At 52.0% G+C, this 18,483-nt stretch carries 14 protein-coding genes; 9 read left to right on the top strand and 5 right to left on the bottom strand.

The features are described 5' to 3' along the window. Positions 1-54 precede the first annotated feature (54 nt). The 3 genes from KOR42_RS16640 to KOR42_RS16630 form a co-directional block, all read right to left on the bottom strand. Positions 55-1,077, bottom strand: a complete 1,023-nt coding sequence (locus KOR42_RS16640) for an aldose epimerase family protein (protein WP_146510974.1) — start codon at positions 1,075-1,077, stop codon at positions 55-57. Between the two features lie 161 nt (positions 1,078-1,238). Continuing rightward, entirely contained in the window at positions 1,239-3,119 is a 1,881-nt protein-coding gene (locus KOR42_RS16635; RefSeq protein WP_146510973.1) for a vWA domain-containing protein, read from the bottom strand. A gap of 486 nt (positions 3,120-3,605) precedes the next feature. Beyond that, positions 3,606-5,471 (bottom strand): vWA domain-containing protein, encoded by a 1,866-nt coding sequence (locus KOR42_RS16630; protein WP_146510972.1) that lies wholly within the window; start codon positions 5,469-5,471, stop codon positions 3,606-3,608. Between the two features lie 586 nt (positions 5,472-6,057). Here KOR42_RS16630 and rpsO point away from each other — a divergent pair. From rpsO to KOR42_RS16585, 9 genes are all read left to right on the top strand, one after another. Next, complete coding sequence (gene rpsO, locus KOR42_RS16625; protein ID WP_146510971.1) at positions 6,058-6,327, top strand: 30S ribosomal protein S15; 270 nt, start codon at positions 6,058-6,060, stop codon at positions 6,325-6,327. Between the two features lie 758 nt (positions 6,328-7,085). Continuing rightward, positions 7,086-9,302 carry a polyribonucleotide nucleotidyltransferase gene (locus KOR42_RS16620; protein WP_146510970.1) on the top strand — a complete coding sequence of 739 codons (2,217 nt, stop codon included), beginning with the start codon at positions 7,086-7,088 and terminating at the stop codon, positions 9,300-9,302. Positions 9,303-9,331: 29 nt separating this feature from the next. Beyond that, positions 9,332-10,075, top strand: a complete 744-nt coding sequence (locus tag KOR42_RS16615; protein WP_146510969.1) for a sensor histidine kinase — start codon at positions 9,332-9,334, stop codon at positions 10,073-10,075. Positions 10,076-10,404: 329 nt separating this feature from the next. Next, positions 10,405-10,623 (top strand): translation initiation factor IF-1, encoded by a 219-nt coding sequence (gene infA, locus KOR42_RS16610; protein WP_146510968.1) that lies wholly within the window; start codon positions 10,405-10,407, stop codon positions 10,621-10,623. Between the two features lie 115 nt (positions 10,624-10,738). Further along, positions 10,739-11,206: a ribonuclease HI gene (rnhA, locus tag KOR42_RS16605; protein WP_146510967.1), complete on the top strand. Its 468-nt coding sequence runs from the start codon at positions 10,739-10,741 to the stop codon at positions 11,204-11,206. A 299-nt stretch (positions 11,207-11,505) separates the two neighbouring features. Beyond that, complete coding sequence (recG, locus tag KOR42_RS16600; protein WP_146510966.1) at positions 11,506-13,581, top strand: ATP-dependent DNA helicase RecG; 2,076 nt, start codon at positions 11,506-11,508, stop codon at positions 13,579-13,581. Positions 13,582-13,821: 240 nt separating this feature from the next. Continuing rightward, on the top strand, positions 13,822-14,277 hold the full coding sequence (locus KOR42_RS16595) for a glycine cleavage system protein H (RefSeq protein ID WP_146510965.1): 456 nt from the start codon (positions 13,822-13,824) through the stop codon (positions 14,275-14,277). A gap of 135 nt (positions 14,278-14,412) precedes the next feature. Then, on the top strand, positions 14,413-15,447 hold the full coding sequence (locus KOR42_RS16590) for an ATP-binding protein (RefSeq protein WP_146510964.1): 1,035 nt from the start codon (positions 14,413-14,415) through the stop codon (positions 15,445-15,447). A gap of 20 nt (positions 15,448-15,467) precedes the next feature. Beyond that, positions 15,468-15,842 (top strand): VOC family protein, encoded by a 375-nt coding sequence (locus KOR42_RS16585; RefSeq protein WP_146510963.1) that lies wholly within the window; start codon positions 15,468-15,470, stop codon positions 15,840-15,842. Positions 15,843-16,149: 307 nt separating this feature from the next. On the opposite strand, the gene KOR42_RS16580 is transcribed toward KOR42_RS16585, so the two are convergent. Both KOR42_RS16580 and KOR42_RS16575 read right to left on the bottom strand, forming a co-directional pair. Next, on the bottom strand, positions 16,150-17,070 hold the full coding sequence (locus KOR42_RS16580) for a DUF1559 domain-containing protein (protein WP_146510962.1): 921 nt from the start codon (positions 17,068-17,070) through the stop codon (positions 16,150-16,152). Positions 17,071-17,241: 171 nt separating this feature from the next. Then, a complete protein-coding gene (locus KOR42_RS16575; protein WP_146510961.1) occupies positions 17,242-17,682 on the bottom strand; it encodes a hypothetical protein in 441 nt (146 codons plus the stop codon). Positions 17,683-18,483: the final 801 nt, after the last annotated feature.

The following is an 18,483-nucleotide window of genomic DNA, read 5'->3' as shown; positions in this document are numbered from 1 at the left end:
GGTTCCGGACTGCAATCCAAGGGGAGGGGGATTTCGTGGACTTCAACGACGCGATCAGGAAATTCCGAATCGGTGAACCGTCGTCTGGCGATAGGTCTCTCCGGGACGCAGTGTGGTCGAGCCGAATTCCGTTTCGAACTCCGGGTTATTGGGGCTATCCGGGAGATGTTGGCACTCAAGACAGAAGCTGGTGTGCTGTTCCCATCCCGCACTCGCTTGCGTCCCGTCAAAATGATTGGCGGTGTAAAGCTGAATTCCCGGTTCAGTAGTCAGGACTTCCATCGTTCTCCCAGAAGCTGGATCAGACGCAATCGCGGCTGTCCGAAGTGACCCGTTCGCACCGCTGATGAGAAAGCAGGAATCGTATCCGCCATCGGTCTCGGATAGATCTTTGCCGATCGGCTTGGGCGTGCGAAAATCCCATGGCGTTCCTGCTACATCGAGAATTGTTCCGGTGGGGAGAACATCGGAATCGTTCTCCAGAACACGGTCCGCTGAGATTTGCAGTAGCTGGTCGTCGATACGCCCGGCGCCGGCGAGATTCCAATACGTATGGTTGGTCAGGTTTAAGATCGTCGGAGCATCGGTTGTTGCCGAGTAATTCAGAACGAGTTCGCGACCTTTCAGCTGGTAAGTCAGCTCGACAGTCAATTCTCCCGGGTAACCTTCATCTCCATCCGGGCTCACAAGTCGAAACGTGACTGACTCTCGACTCGGAGACAGCAGCTGCCAGATCTGATGCGCGAAGGAAACTTCTCCGCCGTGAAGATGGTTGGGGCCGTTGTTGATCGCGAGATTGTATTTCGTCCCGTCGAGTTCGAATTCCCCGCGTGCAATTCGATTCGCAAACCTTCCCGCTGTCGCTCCGAGGAACGACGGGTTGGTGAGATAATCTTCGCGCTCATGCGCGGTGACGACGATGTTTTTCCATTCTCCCGATCGATCGGGAGATTCAAGAGAAACGAGCGAAGCGCCTGCATTTGTCACGACAGCACGAATGTACTCGTTCTGCAGTGTGAGACCTCCATAAGAGGCTCCTTCGGCTGTATCACCCCAAGTCGTCCAGTTGTCTGGCATGCGTCTCTTCCGGTCTCAGTTCATCAACGATTCAGTTGAGAGTTCACGTTCACAGTACATTGAAATGGCCTTCACGGTTGCACGCAAGCAACCAGAGTGAAAACCATTTCAAACAGTACTGACGAACGCAAGGGCGAGTCCAGAGAAACGGCCGATACGGTTTAGAACTTCGGAATTCGTTTGTTGCGATAGGCTGCGTCGTAATAGCGAGGATCCCAGAATCGCTCTTCGAAGGTGATTCCAAAACCCCATCGCTTTTCGGCACTGGCACGAACTGCCCACGGTGTTCCGGGGTGTTCTTTGATGACCACATCATAGAGAGCGAGTGCCTGTTCGCGCTGAGAGTTGAGTTCGGTCATGTCGACCTTTGTCCGGCGAATTTGTTCTTCGTCCGGTTCGAGCAATTTCTGTGTGTGCTCGAAGTACCATTCGTTGGACTTCGGGTCCTTCAGTTTCGGCCGAAGCCTCGAGTGTTGGTCGAGTGCCAGGAGGAACTGGAATTGGCGGACGCGGTACGACATCAATTGGGCATAGAGAAGATCGTATGCCGCTCGCCAGCGTGGTTCACGTTCTTCGGCACGCAGTGGAGCAATCCGTTCGATCTCTTTCAAAGCGGCACTCATACGGGACATCGCTCGGAGAGTTTTGTCGAACTGCTCTTTCCCCTGAGCATCAAACTCTGCAGGATCAATCGAATAGCCCCAGCGTTTGATGTTGAGTTGCTTGTCGAGGTTTGGATTCAGCATGACAATGACTTGCCACAAGGTGTCGCGAAATTCGGACGACTTTCGGGACTGCTCATAGTCACGACGAGCAAGAAGGAGTGGTTCGTATTCCTTCATGGCCAGATCGTCGAATTTTCGATCTGTCCACGAGAGGCGTCCGGCGAGGTCTTGTTCTTCACCGGATAGCATGAAGAAGATTCCGCCGGATTTCTTCGCAAGACGGACCTGTCCGTACGGGCCGAATCCACTGGATTGAGAATCCCAGCGGTCGCCGAATCCGGTGTACTGGAGGCATTCAGGAAATGCGGTTTCCGGTCCGCGATCAATCGAAACCCAGTGTGTGAGGTTCGGTGGTTCCGGATCTTTCCAACGCACGCGAGCTTTGGGATGGCCGAAGACCGCTTCCCGCCCGAGGAAGTAGACAGGCGAACGGATCGTTTCCGACTTGCTGATCACTTCTTCGAGAATCTGATCGTCTGTTCCCGACTCATCGGTGACGACGATGATCATCAATTTTCGGTCCGAGTTTTGGGCTGTCTTCCCGTACTCATCGAGCACTCTCGAAATGGCGCTGAATGGATTTTCGATTCCCGAAGGATCATCTTCAACGCGATCAATCGCCTTTTTGATCTCTTCGATTTCGCTCGTTGGTTTCTGGGTCAGCTTTCGAACATCACTTCCGAAGCTGCAGACCATTGTCTCTAGTGGCGAGTATCGCACTTTTCTGGACTCAGCCTGATTCTTGGCGATGTTGAGTTCGTCATAGATCTTATGGAAGTTCTCGCGAATCTCTTTTCGATCGTCTTGCAAGCTGTTGGAAGCGTCGAACATCCAGACTGCAATCACAGGTTGCTCGCGCATCATGCGGATGATTTCCTGAGTGAGGCGATGCATGGCCGCCCCGTATCCTTCAACTCTCGCTCCGACTTCGCCTGAAACTTCACCTTCACCCAGGTCGACCGCGATTTCTCCGAGTCCCGGCAAGCTGATGTCGGAAATGGCGGTGACTTTAATGTCTGGATCTTTGAGAGCTTCTGACTGTTCAATCTTCGTCTGGGCAGCTGGTTGAGCGGCCGCAGCTCCGATGTTTGTCGAGATTGTTCCGCCGGACTGAACGGAGAGGTTGTCCGAAACTTGAGTGTCAACACTGACATCCTGTTCGAACTCCTGTTGTAAACGCTCATCTTCGATGATTGTTTCGACAGCGACGACATCCAGGTCTTTGATGATCTGGAATCGATAGAAGCCCATTGCACCCAGTACGGCGAAATGGACGATGAGAGAAATGAGCAGTGCGGGAATATTTTTAGAGATCATGTTCGGATCAATGTCCTTACGTGATGTGGCGAAAACTCGGGCAGTCACTGTCGTGAAGTGACGACAGATTGACGACCACCGGAAAGATCCGATCAAAGAGCAAGTCGCTCTTCAATTCCTGCCAGGTCGGGCGGTCAAACTGGATATTCGACTCCCGGGGCGGGAATGGACTCTGTTCAAAGTCTCAATCAATGAAAATGAATATGTGTGAAAATCATATGCCATGAACTGGTGATGATCTATGCGCGATTTTGCATTGATCAGAATTGCTGATCGCCTGGAAGATGGATGACGTCAGGGTTCGTCTAATCACGACGATTGTGATGCGACGAAGGTCGTTCTCGGAAATCGACTTTTCCGATCATCGACCATACGACGCGACATTTCCGGACGAGGTCAGCCACTGTGCTGAACTGCGAAAGTTCAACGGGCAGACCACTTGACTCGATTGGGGGGAGCGGTCTCCATGAAGGAGATCATCGGAACTCAAAGTTTCGGTTTGTCTCGCGGTTTGGACGCCTTTTTGCGTTCCATTTGTCGACGTTCCTCTTCTGCGAGAAGCAGACGAGCCACTTCTTCATCACTGGCTCGCGTGACACCGTCAGAGCCTGGGATTGGTTGGCTGAATTCATGCCAGCTCCATCCGAGCTTTGAACTGAGTTCACGTTCCGCAAGAAGAGCCCAGGGGGTCCCGGGATGATCGTCAATCACGCGTTTTAAATATTCCTGCGCAGTCGCAGCTGCTTTTCGCATTTCAGGTCCGGACAAGATGTCGTCATCCGGCACCAGTCGCCACATGTTGCTGTCTTCCTTCTCAAACGACTTGGGAGACACCTTCATGTTGGCGAGCATTTGGTTGTATCCAAAATACCGGACACGCATTGCCAGAATCCGTCCCATCGCGAGGTCGAAGGCGGCTTGCCATCGAGATTCCCGGATCTTGTCGCGATCTTCTTTACCAGCGCTCAGTGCTTCGTAGAATCGACGAAGTTTGTAGTCGATCTCAGCGACAGGTTTTTGTGCTTCGCCGATATCGGTTCTGAGGATGTTGTCGTTGTATGCCCGAAACGTCAGGTCGGGAACCGGCAAGTCGTCGTCGTAGGTCATCTGTGCCACAGTCACGAGAGACGCTTTTGCGGCGTTCCTTTTGACTTCATCAGCCTGCACTCTCACTGGTCGGTAGTCAGGAGAGTATTCACGCATGACCGCTGCGTCGAACTTTGGCCCGCGGCTTTCCTGAGTGATGAGAAACATCCCACCGGTTTCGGCACAAAGACGCGTCAACGCGTATGGGCCATAGCTGGCGGACATCTGTTTAATTCGCCAGTCACTCTGACTTCCGATGAAAGGAAGCTGAACGCCGTCTGGAAATGCGCTCTCAGGTCCTTGGTCGACTTGCAGATAGTCCACAAACCCGTCGTCGTAGGTCCACTTCACATAGCCTTTTTGCTGTCCGAAAATCGCTGCATTGCCGATCGTGAAGAAGCGGGTCTGGGACCGCTTGGCGAGTGAGATCACTTCTTCAAGGTATTGAGGAGCGTCGTCTCCGCGTTCGTCAGTGACGATGAAAACCAACTTGTTCCACGGGCCTTTGTGTTTATGCCAGTTTCGGTATTTGTCGAGAAGAAGCTTGGCGGTGCCGAACACGTTCTCCACACCGGATTTGTCTTCCTGAATTTTTTCGCGGACAGTGGTGCTCAATTCCTTAATGTCCTGCAAAGGTTCGGGAGTGAGCAATTGCGGTGTGCTTCCGTAAGCTGCGACGACGGAGTACAGCGCGTCGGTCGAACCCATCTCGCCAACTTGCCGATAGACATTGTCAAAGCGATTCGCAATCGCCGAACGTCGTTCGTTCAATGAGCTGGACGCATCAAAGAGCCAGATGACGAGAGTTTTTCGATCGCGAAGCGAACTCCGGATTTCAAAAGCGATTCGATCCATCGCTCCTTCAACCCCGCGTTCAATTTTTTCGCTGGAACCTTTGACATCGACCGATGCGGAAATGTCTCCCTGTTGTTCGATGACCATCGAATCGGTCAGTGGGCGAATTTGAGGGTTGAGAATTTCTTCGACTTGTTCGTCGAGCGGGGTATCTTCCTTCCCGACAACAGTCGCTGCGCTGAGTGACTGAGTGAGCGACGATGCGTCGCCGTCCGTCCCGACCTGATCCATCGCTGTTTCACTGAATCGAAGTTCTTCCTCGTGTGCGGAGTCATCGACGATGCTCGTGATGCTCGTCTTGTCGAGTTCCGCCGGCCGGTGATAAACGACGAAATGGAAGATTGCCAGAATCGACAGGTTAATGACGAGGCTGATCCCCCAGGCCGGCATATCCTTCATGGCTTGTGTCATTGTAAGTCCTTGTCGATTCAGAGATTGTCAATTCAAAGGGTCTGTGAGAATCGATTGGCCCGGCTGCTTCATCCAAAGTTGAAGACAGTACGAGGTTTGCGAACGATATCGATCATTTCAGTATAGGTCGGGTTCGGACATCAATCAAATTGGATCAGTCAGAGTGCAAATTTCTTCAGTGTCAATATTTACGTGCACGTCGCACTGTTGCTTGCCATCGCAATCAAGGGCGTTTTCATTTCCGGAATTGCGTTCACTTCATTGCGAAAGTTGACTGGCAGCACCGTGGCACGGTCAGCTGATTGATGCATTTTTGACGACTAAGGGCCAAGTGTTCAGGGGACCTGGCTATTTTCGTACCTCAGAAAAACTCCGAATGTTCGGCGAAAAACGGAAGGAATCATGATTTGAAACGGCAAGGCACATCCAAAATAGACGGGTTCTTAATCAAATTCAAAACGTAACTTCGTGTCATCAGTTGAATTGGACAGTGAACCTGTTACATTTCACGGCTTGTCAAAACGGAAAGTTTATCTGGTTAGGATTGTCGCTTCGGCGATATGTGGACGGCTGAGGAGCCGAATGGATGTCAATTACGAAAGAGCGTAAGTCGGAATTAGTCAACGAGTTTCAGCAATCTGGCGAAGACACTGGCTCGCCAGATGTTCAAATCGCCGTGTTGACGGAACGGATCAACTCACTGACGGAACACCTTCGTTCCCATCAGAAAGATCACGCTGGCCGTCGAGGGTTGCTGATGCTTGTCAGCCGCCGTCGTCGCTTGCTGGATTACGTGAAAGAGAAAGATCCAGCCCGCTACGTTGAGTTGATCACGAAATTGTCGATTCGAAAGTAGTCGGCTGTTGTCGAATCTCGCTTGTGGAGCATTGGTCGTTGCTGGTGGCCTGAGTGGCTCGAGAGATTCTATCGATGAAATTGTTCTGCATCGGTTTGTCTGAAAGACGCTTCATCTTGTATGGCGCGTGGAAATCAGGCGAACGAAATGCAGTGACAAAATGTACAGCGACGCATTTTTACGGCGACGTATTTTTACAGTGACGCAGTGTTGAGTGCAGCATGTCGATTGTTGGATTCAACCGTGCGAGTTTGCCCGAAAGTCTGAGCATTCCAGTAAAACGATCTCAATTTTGGCTGATCGAAAACAAGCTCTTGGCCCCGGATTGGGGGACTTTCCGGCAACAGGTGACTTGGACAGGATGTGAAGTCTCAGCGGATTTCTCCCGCTGTCCATCTGGGCTCTTGTGAGTGGTCGGAACGATTGGTGATTGAAGTCGTGGGGCGTTGCAGTTTGCTGAATTGCAAGATCTTTCGACATGCAGTCTCAACCATGAGTTCGCAAAAGAGCCGCCACTGAATACTGAAAACGGAGTTGTCTGACGCGAATAGAAACGAACTCTCGGATTGGCGAGTTGCTGAAGAAAACAATCGTCATTCTGTGAGATGAAGTGTCCGCGCGGAAAAGAGATTCGAAATTGTTGACGGAGTGTTCGCTCATGTCTTGTTGAATTCGTCACTTCGATTTCGCAAACCATGGCCGATGCGTTGAGAGTCTTGAGTTTTGTTGTTGGTTGTTAGAAAAAAGAGGTTTGGTAGATGAGTCAAGAAATCGAAGTGTCGCGTGAGATTGCAGGTCGTACTCTCAGTCTTTCGACTGGAAAACTAGCGAAACAGGCCAGTGGGGCCATTCTTCTGAAATACGGGGAAACATCACTCTTTATTGCGTCCCAGACAGGGCCCTCACGGCCAGGCACCGATTTCTTTCCTCTGACCGTCGACTACCGTGAGCGATTCGCTGCTGCCGGGAAGTTTCCTGGAGGATTCCTGAAACGCGAAGGTCGTCCAACTCAACGAGAAATTCTGACCTGCCGTTTGACCGACCGACCGCTTCGTCCGCTGTTCCCAAAGAACTTTCGTGACGAAGTTCAAGTGATGATCAACGTGATGTCATCCGACGGGGAAAACGACCCGGATGTCTGGGCGATTACCGGCGGAAGCGCAGCCCTGATGGTTGCACCGTTGCCATTCCAGGGACCGATCGGCGGAGTTCGCGTTGGCCTGGTTGACGATGAATTCGTTCTGTTCCCAACAGTGGAGCAAATGGCTGAGAGTGAACTCGATCTCGTCCTTGCCGGAAGTAAAGAGTCGGTCTTGATGATCGAAGGATTTGGAAACCAAATCCCCGAAGAGCAAATGGTCGAAGCCCTCATGTTCGGCCACAAAGCGATCATTGAGATCTGTGAGCTTCAGGACGAACTCGTTGAAGCTGCCGGAATTGAGCCGTTTGAATACGAAGAGCCAGCCCCGAATCCCTGGATTCCTATCGTTCAGGAAGAAGCTGGAGACAAAATCAAGGAAGCTCGGCAGAGCACCAAGAAACAGGAACGCTCAGAAGCCACGAAAGCAGTTCGTGACGAACTGATCGAAAAGCACTTCCCGAATGGACTCGAAGAGCTGGAAGACGGACGAACCCTCAGCGACTTGAAAGAAGCATTCTATCAAGTCGACAAAAAGGCCTGTCGGGAACTGACCATCGCCGGAAAGCGGCTTGATGGCCGAGGAACTGACGAGTTGCGGCACATCGAATGTGAAGTCGATTTGCTCCCGATCGTTCACGGTTCCGCTTTGTTCACTCGCGGGGAAACGCAATCTCTGGCAACAGTCGTTCTCGGAACAGTTCGAGATGAGCAGCGGGTCGACGGCCTGTTCGACGAAATTAGCCAGAACTTCTATCTGCACTACAACTTCCCGTCGTTCTCGGTCGGCGAAGTACGCCCGATTCGTGGTCCTGGTCGTCGTGAAATCGGACACGGAGCTTTGGCCGAACGGTCTGTTGCTCCTGTTCTTCCGAATCGCGAAGTCTTCCCGTATACGATTCGAATCATTTCGGACATCCTCGAGTCGAACGGAAGTAGCTCGATGGCGTCGGTTTGTAGTGCCACCCTCGGATTGATGGCGGCCGGAGTGCCAATCTCGCAACCCGTTGCCGGAATTTCGATTGGAATTGTCAAGGAAGGGGACGACTACACCGTTCTGACCGACATCATGGGCGACGAAGACCACTTCGGCGACATGGACTTTAAAGTGGCTGGTTCCCAAAAAGGAATCACCGGGATTCAGCTTGATCTCAAAATTGACGGGATCAACGAAGAGATCATTCGCAAAGCGTTGACTCAAGCCCGTGAAGCACGCCGTGAGTTGTTGCGGACGATGCTGATGACGATTCGTCGTCCTCGCCCGGAACTTCCAGATTCCGCTCCACGAATTCTTTCGACCAAGATCAATCCGGAGAAAATCGGTCTGGTTATCGGACCATCCGGGAAAACGATTCGTGCCATCCAGGAAGAGTCGGGTGCTCAGATCGACATCACTGATGACGGCACAATTACGATCTCTGGAGATTCGAAAGATGTCTGTGCTTCGGCGTTGGCTCGAGTCGAAGCCATCACTGAAGAGATCAAAGTTGGACGCATCTACTCCGGAAAAGTGAGTTCGATCAAAGACTTTGGTGCTTTCGTCGAAATCGCTCCTGGCAAAGACGGCCTTCTTCACATCAGCGAACTGTCTGACGGTTTCGTGAAGTCTGTCGGCGACGTTGTCAAAATTGGGGAACTGATCGATGTCAAAGTCATCGCAGTTGACGATCAGAACCGCGTCAAACTCTCCCGGAAGGCCGTTCTGATTGAACAGAAGGGCGAAGAGGATGACGACGACGAAGTGGAAGAAGATGACGATCTCGTCGATGTCGATGAAGATGATGACGACGTTGACGTCGACGACGACGATGATCTCTACGATGACGAAGAGGAATAGGTCACGGAGTTGTCCACTCGGTGTGAGTTATGGTCGAATCTGATGCATCTGGCTTGGACGGGCGTCGCTCGTTCGAGGAGCAATTTACCGAGATTGCGACGCTCGCGGGCGGCCTCGCGCATGAGATTCGAAATCCACTCTCCACAATCCAGATGAACCTCGAACTTTTGTTCGAGGATCTGGAATTGAGTGACAGTCCTCAATCGAAGCGAACGTTGAAGCGTCTGCGAACGATTCAGGGGCAGTGCGAGAATCTGGAAGGGATCCTTGAATCGTTCCTTCAGTTTGCACGTGCGGGCCAACTGCATCTGGAAGAGACGAAGCTCAACGATGTGGTGACCAGTTTTCTTGAATTCTATCAGGCAGAAGCTGATGAACATCAGATTGATGTTCGTCCGCATCTGCGTGCAAATCTTCCGCCGGTTTCGTTAGACACCCGCCTTTTCAATCAGGTGCTGACAAATCTGGTGCGGAATGCACAGCAAGCGATGCCAGACGGTGGAGCACTGGAGCTTCAAACGAGTTGCGAAGGGGACACCGTCGTGCTCGACATCATCGACACCGGCGTTGGGATCTCGAAAGAGGCTTGCGAGAAGGTCTTTGATGTTTTCTTCTCGACGAAGCCCTGCGGGAACGGATTAGGGTTGCCGACCGCCCGAAAAATCATCGAAGCTCATGGGGGCAGTATTCGTTGTGAGAGCGAACAGGGGCGGGGAACCAAGTTCCGCCTGTCGCTGCCTGCTTCAAGTGAATCGCTCGACGTGAGTCAGTAGAGCTGCGACTGCCAATGAAAATTGCGTCTGGCAATCGTGGAGTGCACGATCAGCGTTCGCATTCCGCAGAACTGGTTCGTCAGTGTTTGTGAAAACCGAGGCGAATACTGGAAGCCGTTTGCTCTTTGCTTCGTTGGGCGATATGATCTTTCCTTCGATTCTTACACTCTGGCGACGCCAGAATCTTAGAGCACATTGCTTTCCGTGATGCACTCGGCCCACGATTTGAATTAGCAGAATGCTGCGTTCCATCGTCCGAAGTTCAGGAGAAGGCAGAAGAAAAAGCTTTGAGACGCGATCGCTGTCATCATCTGAAAGGTTGAATATCTATGGCCAAAGAAGGGGCCATTGAAATGGAAGGGACAGTGCTGGAAGCACTGGCCAACACCCAGTTTCGAGTGGAGCTTGAAAACGGGCACATTGTGCTCGCCCACGTTTCCGGAAAGATGCGGAAGAATTTCATCCGTATCGTTCCAGGAGATCTGGTTAAGGTTGAGGTTTCTCCATACGACCTCAATCGTGGACGGATTGTTTACCGGGCAAAGTAGCCTGATACTCCGCGAATATTTGCCGAGCTTCGCGTTCGATCAGTCACGTCATTGACGTTCTGGCTGCTGCTCAGTTATTGGACGGAGGCTTTATGAAAACAAGACTCCGAGTGCGATGACTGAATCGAATCCGCGACCGTTCGTACAACTCTTCACCGACGGTGCCTGCAGCGGGAATCCCGGTCCGGGTGGATGGGCCTACGTATTGAGGCATCCGGCCAGCAACACCGAAAAAGAGGGAAGCGGCGGCGATCGGGAGACGACGAATAATCAGATGGAGCTCATGGCTGTGATCAGTGGGTTATTGGCGCTCACTCGTCCCTCTGAAGTGGAAGTTGTCACCGATAGCGTGTACGTCGCCAAAGGTTCTCAAGAGTGGATGCCGAACTGGAAACGCAACGGCTGGCGTCGGAAGGAAGGCAAAAGCTGGAAGCCTGTGAAAAATCTTGAGTTGTGGCAGCAGATTGACGAACTGCTTTCCAAGCATCAGGTGCGATTCACGGTAGTGAAAGGCCACAGCGGGCATCCCGAAAATGAACGCTGCGATGAACTGGCTGTCGCAGCGACGAAGGCATTCCAATAGCGAAGTTCTTGATTCGGCCCTCGTCCTCGTCGGAATCGTGAGCAGGGACCCCGTTCACTTACGTTGATTGCAGTCTGTGGCTGATTTCTGCCAGTGAAGGTGAATTGAAGAGTGCTTCGCAATCACTTCAAGAGCTGCATATTGAGTGACTGAGGCAACGAACGATTGCGCACGGTTTGGACTCGATGAGATGTCGGGTATGCTCATGTCAAATTGTGAGTCCTGTCTCATGAATGCAGCGTCTATTTGTGTGAATCGCTGCGAATCGAATACAAAAAGCTCTAGCCTGACGTCGTCTCATGCCGGAACTGAGTCTCTCCACCGATGTCCAGTTTCTTCCCGGAGTCGGACCCGACGTCGCTCCGCTGTTGAGAAAGCTGAAGATCGAGACTCTCGAAGATTTGCTTTGGCATCTCCCTCGTGACGTGCTTGACTTCTCCCATGTCGCGCGGCCAGAAGACTTGAAACCCGAGGCAGAACAATCCGTTCACGGGATTGTCGTCGATGTCGATGTCAAAACGCTTCGCAACGGTCGAACGCTGACAGCTTGTCTGATCGATTGCGGATCCGGTTTCGTCCGCGGGGTCTGGTTCAATCAACCCTGGATGAGAAAGAAGCTTCAAGACCGTCAAAGAGTTCTTTTCTCGGGAAAGCCGAAGGTTAATCAAGGGCGATGGGAATTCACTCATCCTGAGGTTCAATGGCTCGACGATGACGATGAAGGAGCCGGAGGATTGATCCTCACCCGCTATCGTCTGACAGATGGAATGAAGCTCCCTCACTTGAAGCGACTCATTTCGACCGCTCTCGTTGAGTGTGGTGATCTCATCTGTGATCGACTCCCTGAATCGTTTCTGAAATTGCATCAGCTGCCGAGTCTTCGCACGGCGCTTCGAGATGTGCATCAACCGGAATCGATGGAGAACTACCATCGGGCTCGCAGACGCATCGTTTTTGAAGACTTGCTGGAGTTTCAACTCGGAGTCGCGCTCCGTCGGCGTCAGTGGGTTGAGCAACGGGACGCCCCGGTGTTTCAAACTTCGGCAAAGATCGATTCGCGAATTCGCCGGCTGTTTCCATTCGAATTCACAGACGGGCAGAAAGCTGCGATTCGTGATGTCGTGAGCGATGTTCAGTCGGGAAACGCGATGCATCGCCTGTTGCAGGCAGATGTCGGAGCGGGGAAAACGGCGGTCGCCGCTTATGCCATGTTGCTCGCGCTCGCCAATGGCGCTCAGTCCGTTCTCATGGCTCCTACCGAGTTGCTTGCGAATCAACATGCACACACGCTGCGGGAGCTTCTCGCCGGAAGTCAGGTGGACGTGGAGATTCTGACCGGGAGCCTCAAACCGGCCGTCCGACGTGAGACACTGGAGCGAATTTCGTCGGGCGCGGCTCAATTGGTCGTCGGGACACAAGCTGTGATTCAGGAAGGGGTGGAGTTTGCGAAACTCGGGTTGGTTGTCATCGATGAGCAGCACAAGTTCGGCGTTGCGCAGCGAGCGAAGTTCAGCCGTCCCGAGGGAGATTTGTCGCCTCACGTTCTCGTGATGACGGCGACACCGATTCCCCGGTCGCTGTGTCTCACTCAGTTTGGCGATCTCGATTTGACTGTTGTGAAAGATCAGCCCCAAGGGCGGCAGCCGGTCGTGACGACTCGGATTCAGTCAGCAGAACAAAAGAAGAAAGCGTGGGAATTTCTCAAAGAGAAGCTGAGTTCCGGTCGTCAGATGTATGTGGTCTGTCCACTTGTTGAAGAGAATGCCAGTTCGGAACAAGCATCGGCGGAGCAAATCTTCAAGCGAATGCAGCAGAGCCTTCCCGAATTTCGGTCGGGGCTGGTTCACGGGCGAATGGATCGTGGGCTGCGTGAACAGACAATGCTTCAGTTTCGTGATCATGAAATTGATGTTCTTGTTTCAACGACTGTGATCGAGGTCGGAGTCGACGTTTCAAACGCAACATTGATGGTGATTCTGGGCGCAGAACGTTTTGGCCTTTCACAGCTTCATCAACTTCGTGGGCGAGTCGCTCGCGGAAAATTTCGGGGGTTTTGTTTTCTTGTCTCCGAAGCGAGTTCGGCAGAAGCAGTTGCACGGCTTTCTGTGCTGGAAGAGACTTCCGATGGATTTGTCGTCGCTGAAAAAGACTTCGAGTTACGCGGGCCCGGAGACATCCTCGGGACACGCCAGCACGGAAACGTCCCCCTGCGATTCGGAGATTTTCTGCGGGACTCTCAACTTCTGACGGAAGCCCGCGATGAAGCAAGCCGACTTGTGGAATCCGGGGAGTTTGATTCCGTCGAATATGCGTCCTTGAAGCGTTCCGTTCTCGATCGATTTTCGCGATTGTTCGATCTTCCGCAAAGTGGATGATGTGGTTTGCGCCGGACCAACGAAGAACTTTCGAAGTGGCGTTCGCTCGAGAAAATGTCGATTCCCCTGAGAGACGCGAATGGTTTCGGGGAAATTGGTATAGTCGAACCCTTAGGAACTCAAATTTGTTCAATCCGATCGAGTCGTTATGAAGTCGCTGTGAAACTGTGAAGTCGCTGTGAAGAAGTGAGCTGTTCGCGCGTCGCATACGCAAACCGGTTACGTGAGAAGAATTCGATAATGGCCGACCCACTGATTTTTATGATGGGGCAGTATGAAGCCCAGATTCCCCAAGATCGATTGTACTGCGATAATCACATGTGGGCTCAGGAAGGTCCGGGAGGGTTCCGAATCGGCTTCACGGCCTACTCTGTTCGACTATTGCAGGATGTCTACTTTCTGGATTGGACCATCGATCCCTACACGGTTGTCAAACGCAAGCAGGAAATCGGCGAGATTGAGAGTTCGAAGGCGGTGTCGACCTTGTATCCGCCGGGTGAGGGGAAAGTGCTGAACTTCAACGAGGCACTGCTCGACGATCCGTCAGCGATCAACACGGATTCTTACGGGGCCGGGTGGTTGTACAATTTTGAAACTCTGATGAAGTTCATGACCCCTGACGAGTATGTCGCGTTTCTCGGAACGAAATGGGACGAAACTCAGCGAGTCATCAAAGGGCAGGTCAATCAGGATTGACGTTCGATCACGGAATTGACTGAAGATCGAAACTTGTCGGGGCGGGGCGGGTTTGAATAGAGTGGAGAGGCGGCGTTGGTGGCAGTCTCTCTCGGCGTCAGATTGAAATCATGTTTTCCTTCGACAAGACGAGCTATGTCTGACAAGAAAAAATTGACCGTCGTTCTCTCTCAAGGACAGAGCAAGAATCCCAAGCATCGTCAGCTTGAGGAAGAGATTGCGATGCAGCTAATCCTCGCCGGAAACGTCGAGGTTTCATTGGTTCCGCACTTGTACGATCTCGCTGCCGACCATACGGGAACACTTTTTCTCAAGAATGTGCCAGGTGATCTCGTCGTGCTGTCGTGGTTGTACCCGAGGGCTGCGCGTTGGATTCTCGACAGGCAGCAGATTCGCGGGAAGGAAGGGTACACGCTGATCGGATCAGATGACGACGATGACGATGAAGACATTCCTGAACAGTCATCTGACGAGGTACTGGGATCGGTTGACGTTCCCGACCGGTCGATCTACTGCCTCGATTTGAGAGTTCATTCAGACGCGCAAACTTATCTCGATGAGATTCAGCGAATCGTTGAAGAAGACGCGACGGAAACGGTCGATTTGCTTTCTTGGATCACAGGGCAACCGAATCCGGATCAAATGAAGCGGTATCTTGCACCGCAGCCGAGTGGTGATGAAGCAGTCACTCTTCCATCTCCTCAGGAAGATGATGCGCCGAAACGCCGCTGGTATCCGGTCATCGACTACAGTCGCTGTACGAACTGTATGGAGTGCATCGACTTCTGTCTGTTCGGAGTCTATGGCGTCGATACGCTCGATCGCATTCTCGTCGAAGCACAGGACAACTGTAAGAAGGGGTGTCCCGCTTGCAGTCGTGTCTGTCCGGAGAACGCCATCATTTTCCCACAACACAAGACTCCTGCAATTGCGGGGGCTGCGGGCGAGGTGGCTGGCTTGAAGATCGATTTAACGCAGCTCTTCGGGGGAGGTGGTGCCGGAGATGCTTTGGAGACGGCCGTTGCAGAACGTGACGCGGAACTTCTCAAGGACGGTCGCGATGCAGTCGGAATGGAAGTCGGAGTTCCGAAGCGGCAAGTCAATCGCGACAAAGCTCCGAAAGACGATCTTGATTCACTGATGGACGACCTGGATGCTCTCGAAGTTTGACCCATCGACGCTGAGCGACAATGACAACTCCTTCCGCCAAAGATGTCAAAGTCTTCGTTCCGACGAAAGACTTTGAAACATCGGTCAACTTCTACCAGGATCTCGGATGGACGTTGAACTGGCGAGAAGACAAGCTTGCCGAAGTTGAACTCGCTGGGACACGACTCTTCTTGCAAGACTTCTATGCCAAGGAGTGGGCGGAGAACTTCATGGTGTACGTTGTTGTTCGTTCCGCGGCAGGCTGGTACCAACACGCAAAGCAATTGCTTGAGACAGGTCGCTATCCGTCGATGAGGGTCAAAGAGCCGAAGCACGAACCGTATGGAGCCACGGTTTGTTATGTCTGGGATCCTTGTGGAATCTTGCTCCACTTCGCCGAGTTTTCGAATCGGTGACAGACGGTCATTGATGCAGCGCAGATCGTCAGTAATTGAATGTCATGTGAAGAGAGGCGAACGTAAAGAAAAATCTGACTGAGAACACTTCGTTCCCAGTCAGATTTTCGTCAGCAGCCTTGCGTCTTGATTTCGTCAGGCTTCGATCAGATTGTCCATGTGATTCGCGTTTGTTGAATAGTTGGGATCGGTACTCTTCGGCGTCCATTGGGAGGTCATTGGATTTCTCAATTGAGAATGCTGAAGAACCGGTCCTCAAACTGTCAGTGATTTATTGAATATCATGGAGAACCGTTCGAATTTGCTTTTAGAATTCTCCGATGATTTCTGCTCCCTTCGCGGTACTCAAAGCTCTCCATGTGTCGAGGCTCAGGTTCTCGGAGATGAATCGGCATGATCCATCTGCAAGAGTGACCTGCACACCACCGACGTGTCGACTGCGTGATCCGAACATCGTTGGATTCGTTGTCGATGAGACATCGCAAGGAAGATTCTGTTCAGGCAGGTTGTTGCAGTAGGACGAGGAGTAAATTCGGTCTGGAATCGCACTGTTCGGAGGAAGATAAGTCGTGAACTGAGTTGCGTCTGCCCACCAGGCGAATCCGCGGAGGTCGCGATCGACACCTTGCAGCACTTCGGAAACGAGGATCGTTGAAGTTGTTCCGTCTCTCAGGTCGCTGATACTCTGGTTGCGAGCAGGGGTGCCGCTTGGTGTGTTGATGAAGGGAGCCCCGCCAAACTCAACACCATTGAGTTCTGCATGTTGCCCAAAAGCAGTGTTTCCAAAGTTTACGGCGTAGTTGTGCGATGTGATTTCGCCAATTGGCACATTCGGTGAATCGCTGGGACATGTCAGAGAAACGAGTCGTGTTGTGGTGACTGGCAAGTTGGCCGCGTGTCCGTAGCGAGCTGTATCTGATGGAACCCCATATTTTCGATCGTTCACATAGATGTTGTAGAGGTTGGCCTGATCGATGTAAGGCAAAATCCCAACGATCCAGGTTCCCCAGCAACATCCAAACTGAGCGACAGGAAACCCTTTGTTGACATCGTGGTAGTTGTGCATCGCAAGTCCAATCTGTTTGAGATTGTTCTTGCACTGTGTTCTACGTGCCGCCTCACGTGCCTGCTGAACTGCGGGAAGCAGCAGTGAAATCAAAATTGCGATGATGGCGATGACCACCAGGAGTTCGATAAGCGTGAATCCGCGTCGACGTTGAGTCTTCATTGAGTTCGTTCCGTTATAAAATCTAAAGACGACCGTGCGAGAGAGATGTCGATGTTCGACGAATGCGGGGAGAGATTTTTCATCGCCTCTCTGCACTCGCTTGAACTCTACTGTTCTGATGAGTGCTGTGTTTGCCCTTGCGAATCACTGCAAGCCAGAATCGAAATTGCTCTAGTTGGCCATGGTTGGGATTTCGACGTCAAAGACATTCTTCTGATCGGTTTTGACAGTCAGGTATAGTTGGCTTTTCACATTGAATTCAGGCGGGACGATTTGCTTGGCAACAACACCTCGTGACTCACCTGGAACGTCCTGCACAAGTGTGTCTTCATCACTTGCGAAGACGCGGACGATGTAGCTTCCCGGAGGAACTCCACGAGATGGGTCAACGTAGTACGAACCGTCTTTGATTGTTGCTCCCGAAATAGTTCCTTCGTCGCCCTGTGGATGAAATTCAATCGATCCACTCGTGATTGGCTTTCCTTGGAGAGTGACAACTCCTTGGACCGCCTGACGATTGAGCGGATTCGACTTCGAACAACCAACACACACAGTCAGAGATGCAGCCACGAGCAGTGCAGTCCATCGCGATCGGTTCTTGTAATCAGTCATGAGAGTTACTTTGCAATTAATAAGGAGTACGAGGTTAAACAAGCCGTCCACAATCTTGAGACGACGAGCGCATGTCGAACTGAAGTCGTCAATTCCGTTTGACACTTCAACTCGGAGGTCCTCCGTCAACCCGAAGGTGTGACGTTCGACAACTTTCTGCAAGGCAACAGGTGTGCCAATGACTCAGTTGTTCGTTTGAGTAGGGAATCAACTGGCGAAATGGACTCGTACACCATCTCGCATGCTCACACAGAGAGGAGCGTGCACAGAAATGCTTCGTATGCGACTAGAGAATACGCAAAGCAAGATACATATGAACGAAGTCTATTGCTTCACTGGCGGTTATGTCAGATTGGCCAACTGAAAGAACACGTTCTTAGACGAATGCATCGTTGCAGTGACGCGAGGTATTCGCGAGAAGCAGCGATTTATTGAAGTTCAAATGCAGAATTAGTGCAGAAAATTCGAAGCACTGGAATGATCGGCACTTCGCAGGAGTTAGGAGACGTGATTGCGGACACACGTATGACAGACCATCCAGCGAAAATGGCATATCGAATTCATCCAAACCACCTGGAGTGAAAACACGATCAAGATAGATGGCGTTGTGCGGCGGCGCGGGGAGATTCTGTTCGTAGTGATTGGCGCATACAACGCCAGACGGAACGCTCAAGCCACATGAATTCACTATCAACAAAACAATCCACGCCGCCGCACGATGTCACCTTCAGTTCTCTTCGTTCGTCCTGAAGCATCGGAAAGGCACCGCATTGCAGTCTGAACATAGTGGTCATTGTGGCC

Origin of the sequence: Thalassoglobus neptunius (assembly GCF_007859735.1) — a bacterium.
Taxonomy (GTDB): domain Bacteria; phylum Planctomycetota; class Planctomycetia; order Planctomycetales; family Planctomycetaceae; genus Thalassoglobus; species Thalassoglobus neptunius.
Note: the sequence above shows the minus strand (reverse complement) of the source record. Positions and strands in the feature narration are given on the sequence as shown.

Excerpts from the sequence above, each read along its gene's own strand:
- KOR42_RS16590 (WP_146510964.1), top strand. The coding sequence starts at position 14,413 with ATGTCTGACAAGAAAAAATTGACCGTCGTTCTCTCTCAAGGACAGAGC.
- rnhA (WP_146510967.1), top strand. The coding sequence starts at position 10,739 with ATGACTGAATCGAATCCGCGACCGTTCGTACAACTCTTCACCGACGGT.
- infA (WP_146510968.1), top strand. The coding sequence starts at position 10,405 with ATGGCCAAAGAAGGGGCCATTGAAATGGAAGGGACAGTGCTGGAAGCA.
- KOR42_RS16585 (WP_146510963.1), top strand. The coding sequence starts at position 15,468 with ATGACAACTCCTTCCGCCAAAGATGTCAAAGTCTTCGTTCCGACGAAA.
- KOR42_RS16595 (WP_146510965.1), top strand. The coding sequence starts at position 13,822 with ATGGCCGACCCACTGATTTTTATGATGGGGCAGTATGAAGCCCAGATT.
- recG (WP_146510966.1), top strand. The coding sequence starts at position 11,506 with ATGCCGGAACTGAGTCTCTCCACCGATGTCCAGTTTCTTCCCGGAGTC.
- KOR42_RS16615 (WP_146510969.1), top strand. The coding sequence starts at position 9,332 with ATGGTCGAATCTGATGCATCTGGCTTGGACGGGCGTCGCTCGTTCGAG.
- KOR42_RS16575 (WP_146510961.1), bottom strand. The coding sequence starts at position 17,682 with ATGACTGATTACAAGAACCGATCGCGATGGACTGCACTGCTCGTGGCT.
- KOR42_RS16635 (WP_146510973.1), bottom strand. The coding sequence starts at position 3,119 with ATGATCTCTAAAAATATTCCCGCACTGCTCATTTCTCTCATCGTCCAT.
- KOR42_RS16630 (WP_146510972.1), bottom strand. The coding sequence starts at position 5,471 with ATGACACAAGCCATGAAGGATATGCCGGCCTGGGGGATCAGCCTCGTC.
- KOR42_RS16580 (WP_146510962.1), bottom strand. The coding sequence starts at position 17,070 with ATGAAGACTCAACGTCGACGCGGATTCACGCTTATCGAACTCCTGGTG.
- KOR42_RS16620 (WP_146510970.1), top strand. The coding sequence starts at position 7,086 with ATGAGTCAAGAAATCGAAGTGTCGCGTGAGATTGCAGGTCGTACTCTC.
- KOR42_RS16640 (WP_146510974.1), bottom strand. The coding sequence starts at position 1,077 with ATGCCAGACAACTGGACGACTTGGGGTGATACAGCCGAAGGAGCCTCT.
- rpsO (WP_146510971.1), top strand. The coding sequence starts at position 6,058 with ATGTCAATTACGAAAGAGCGTAAGTCGGAATTAGTCAACGAGTTTCAG.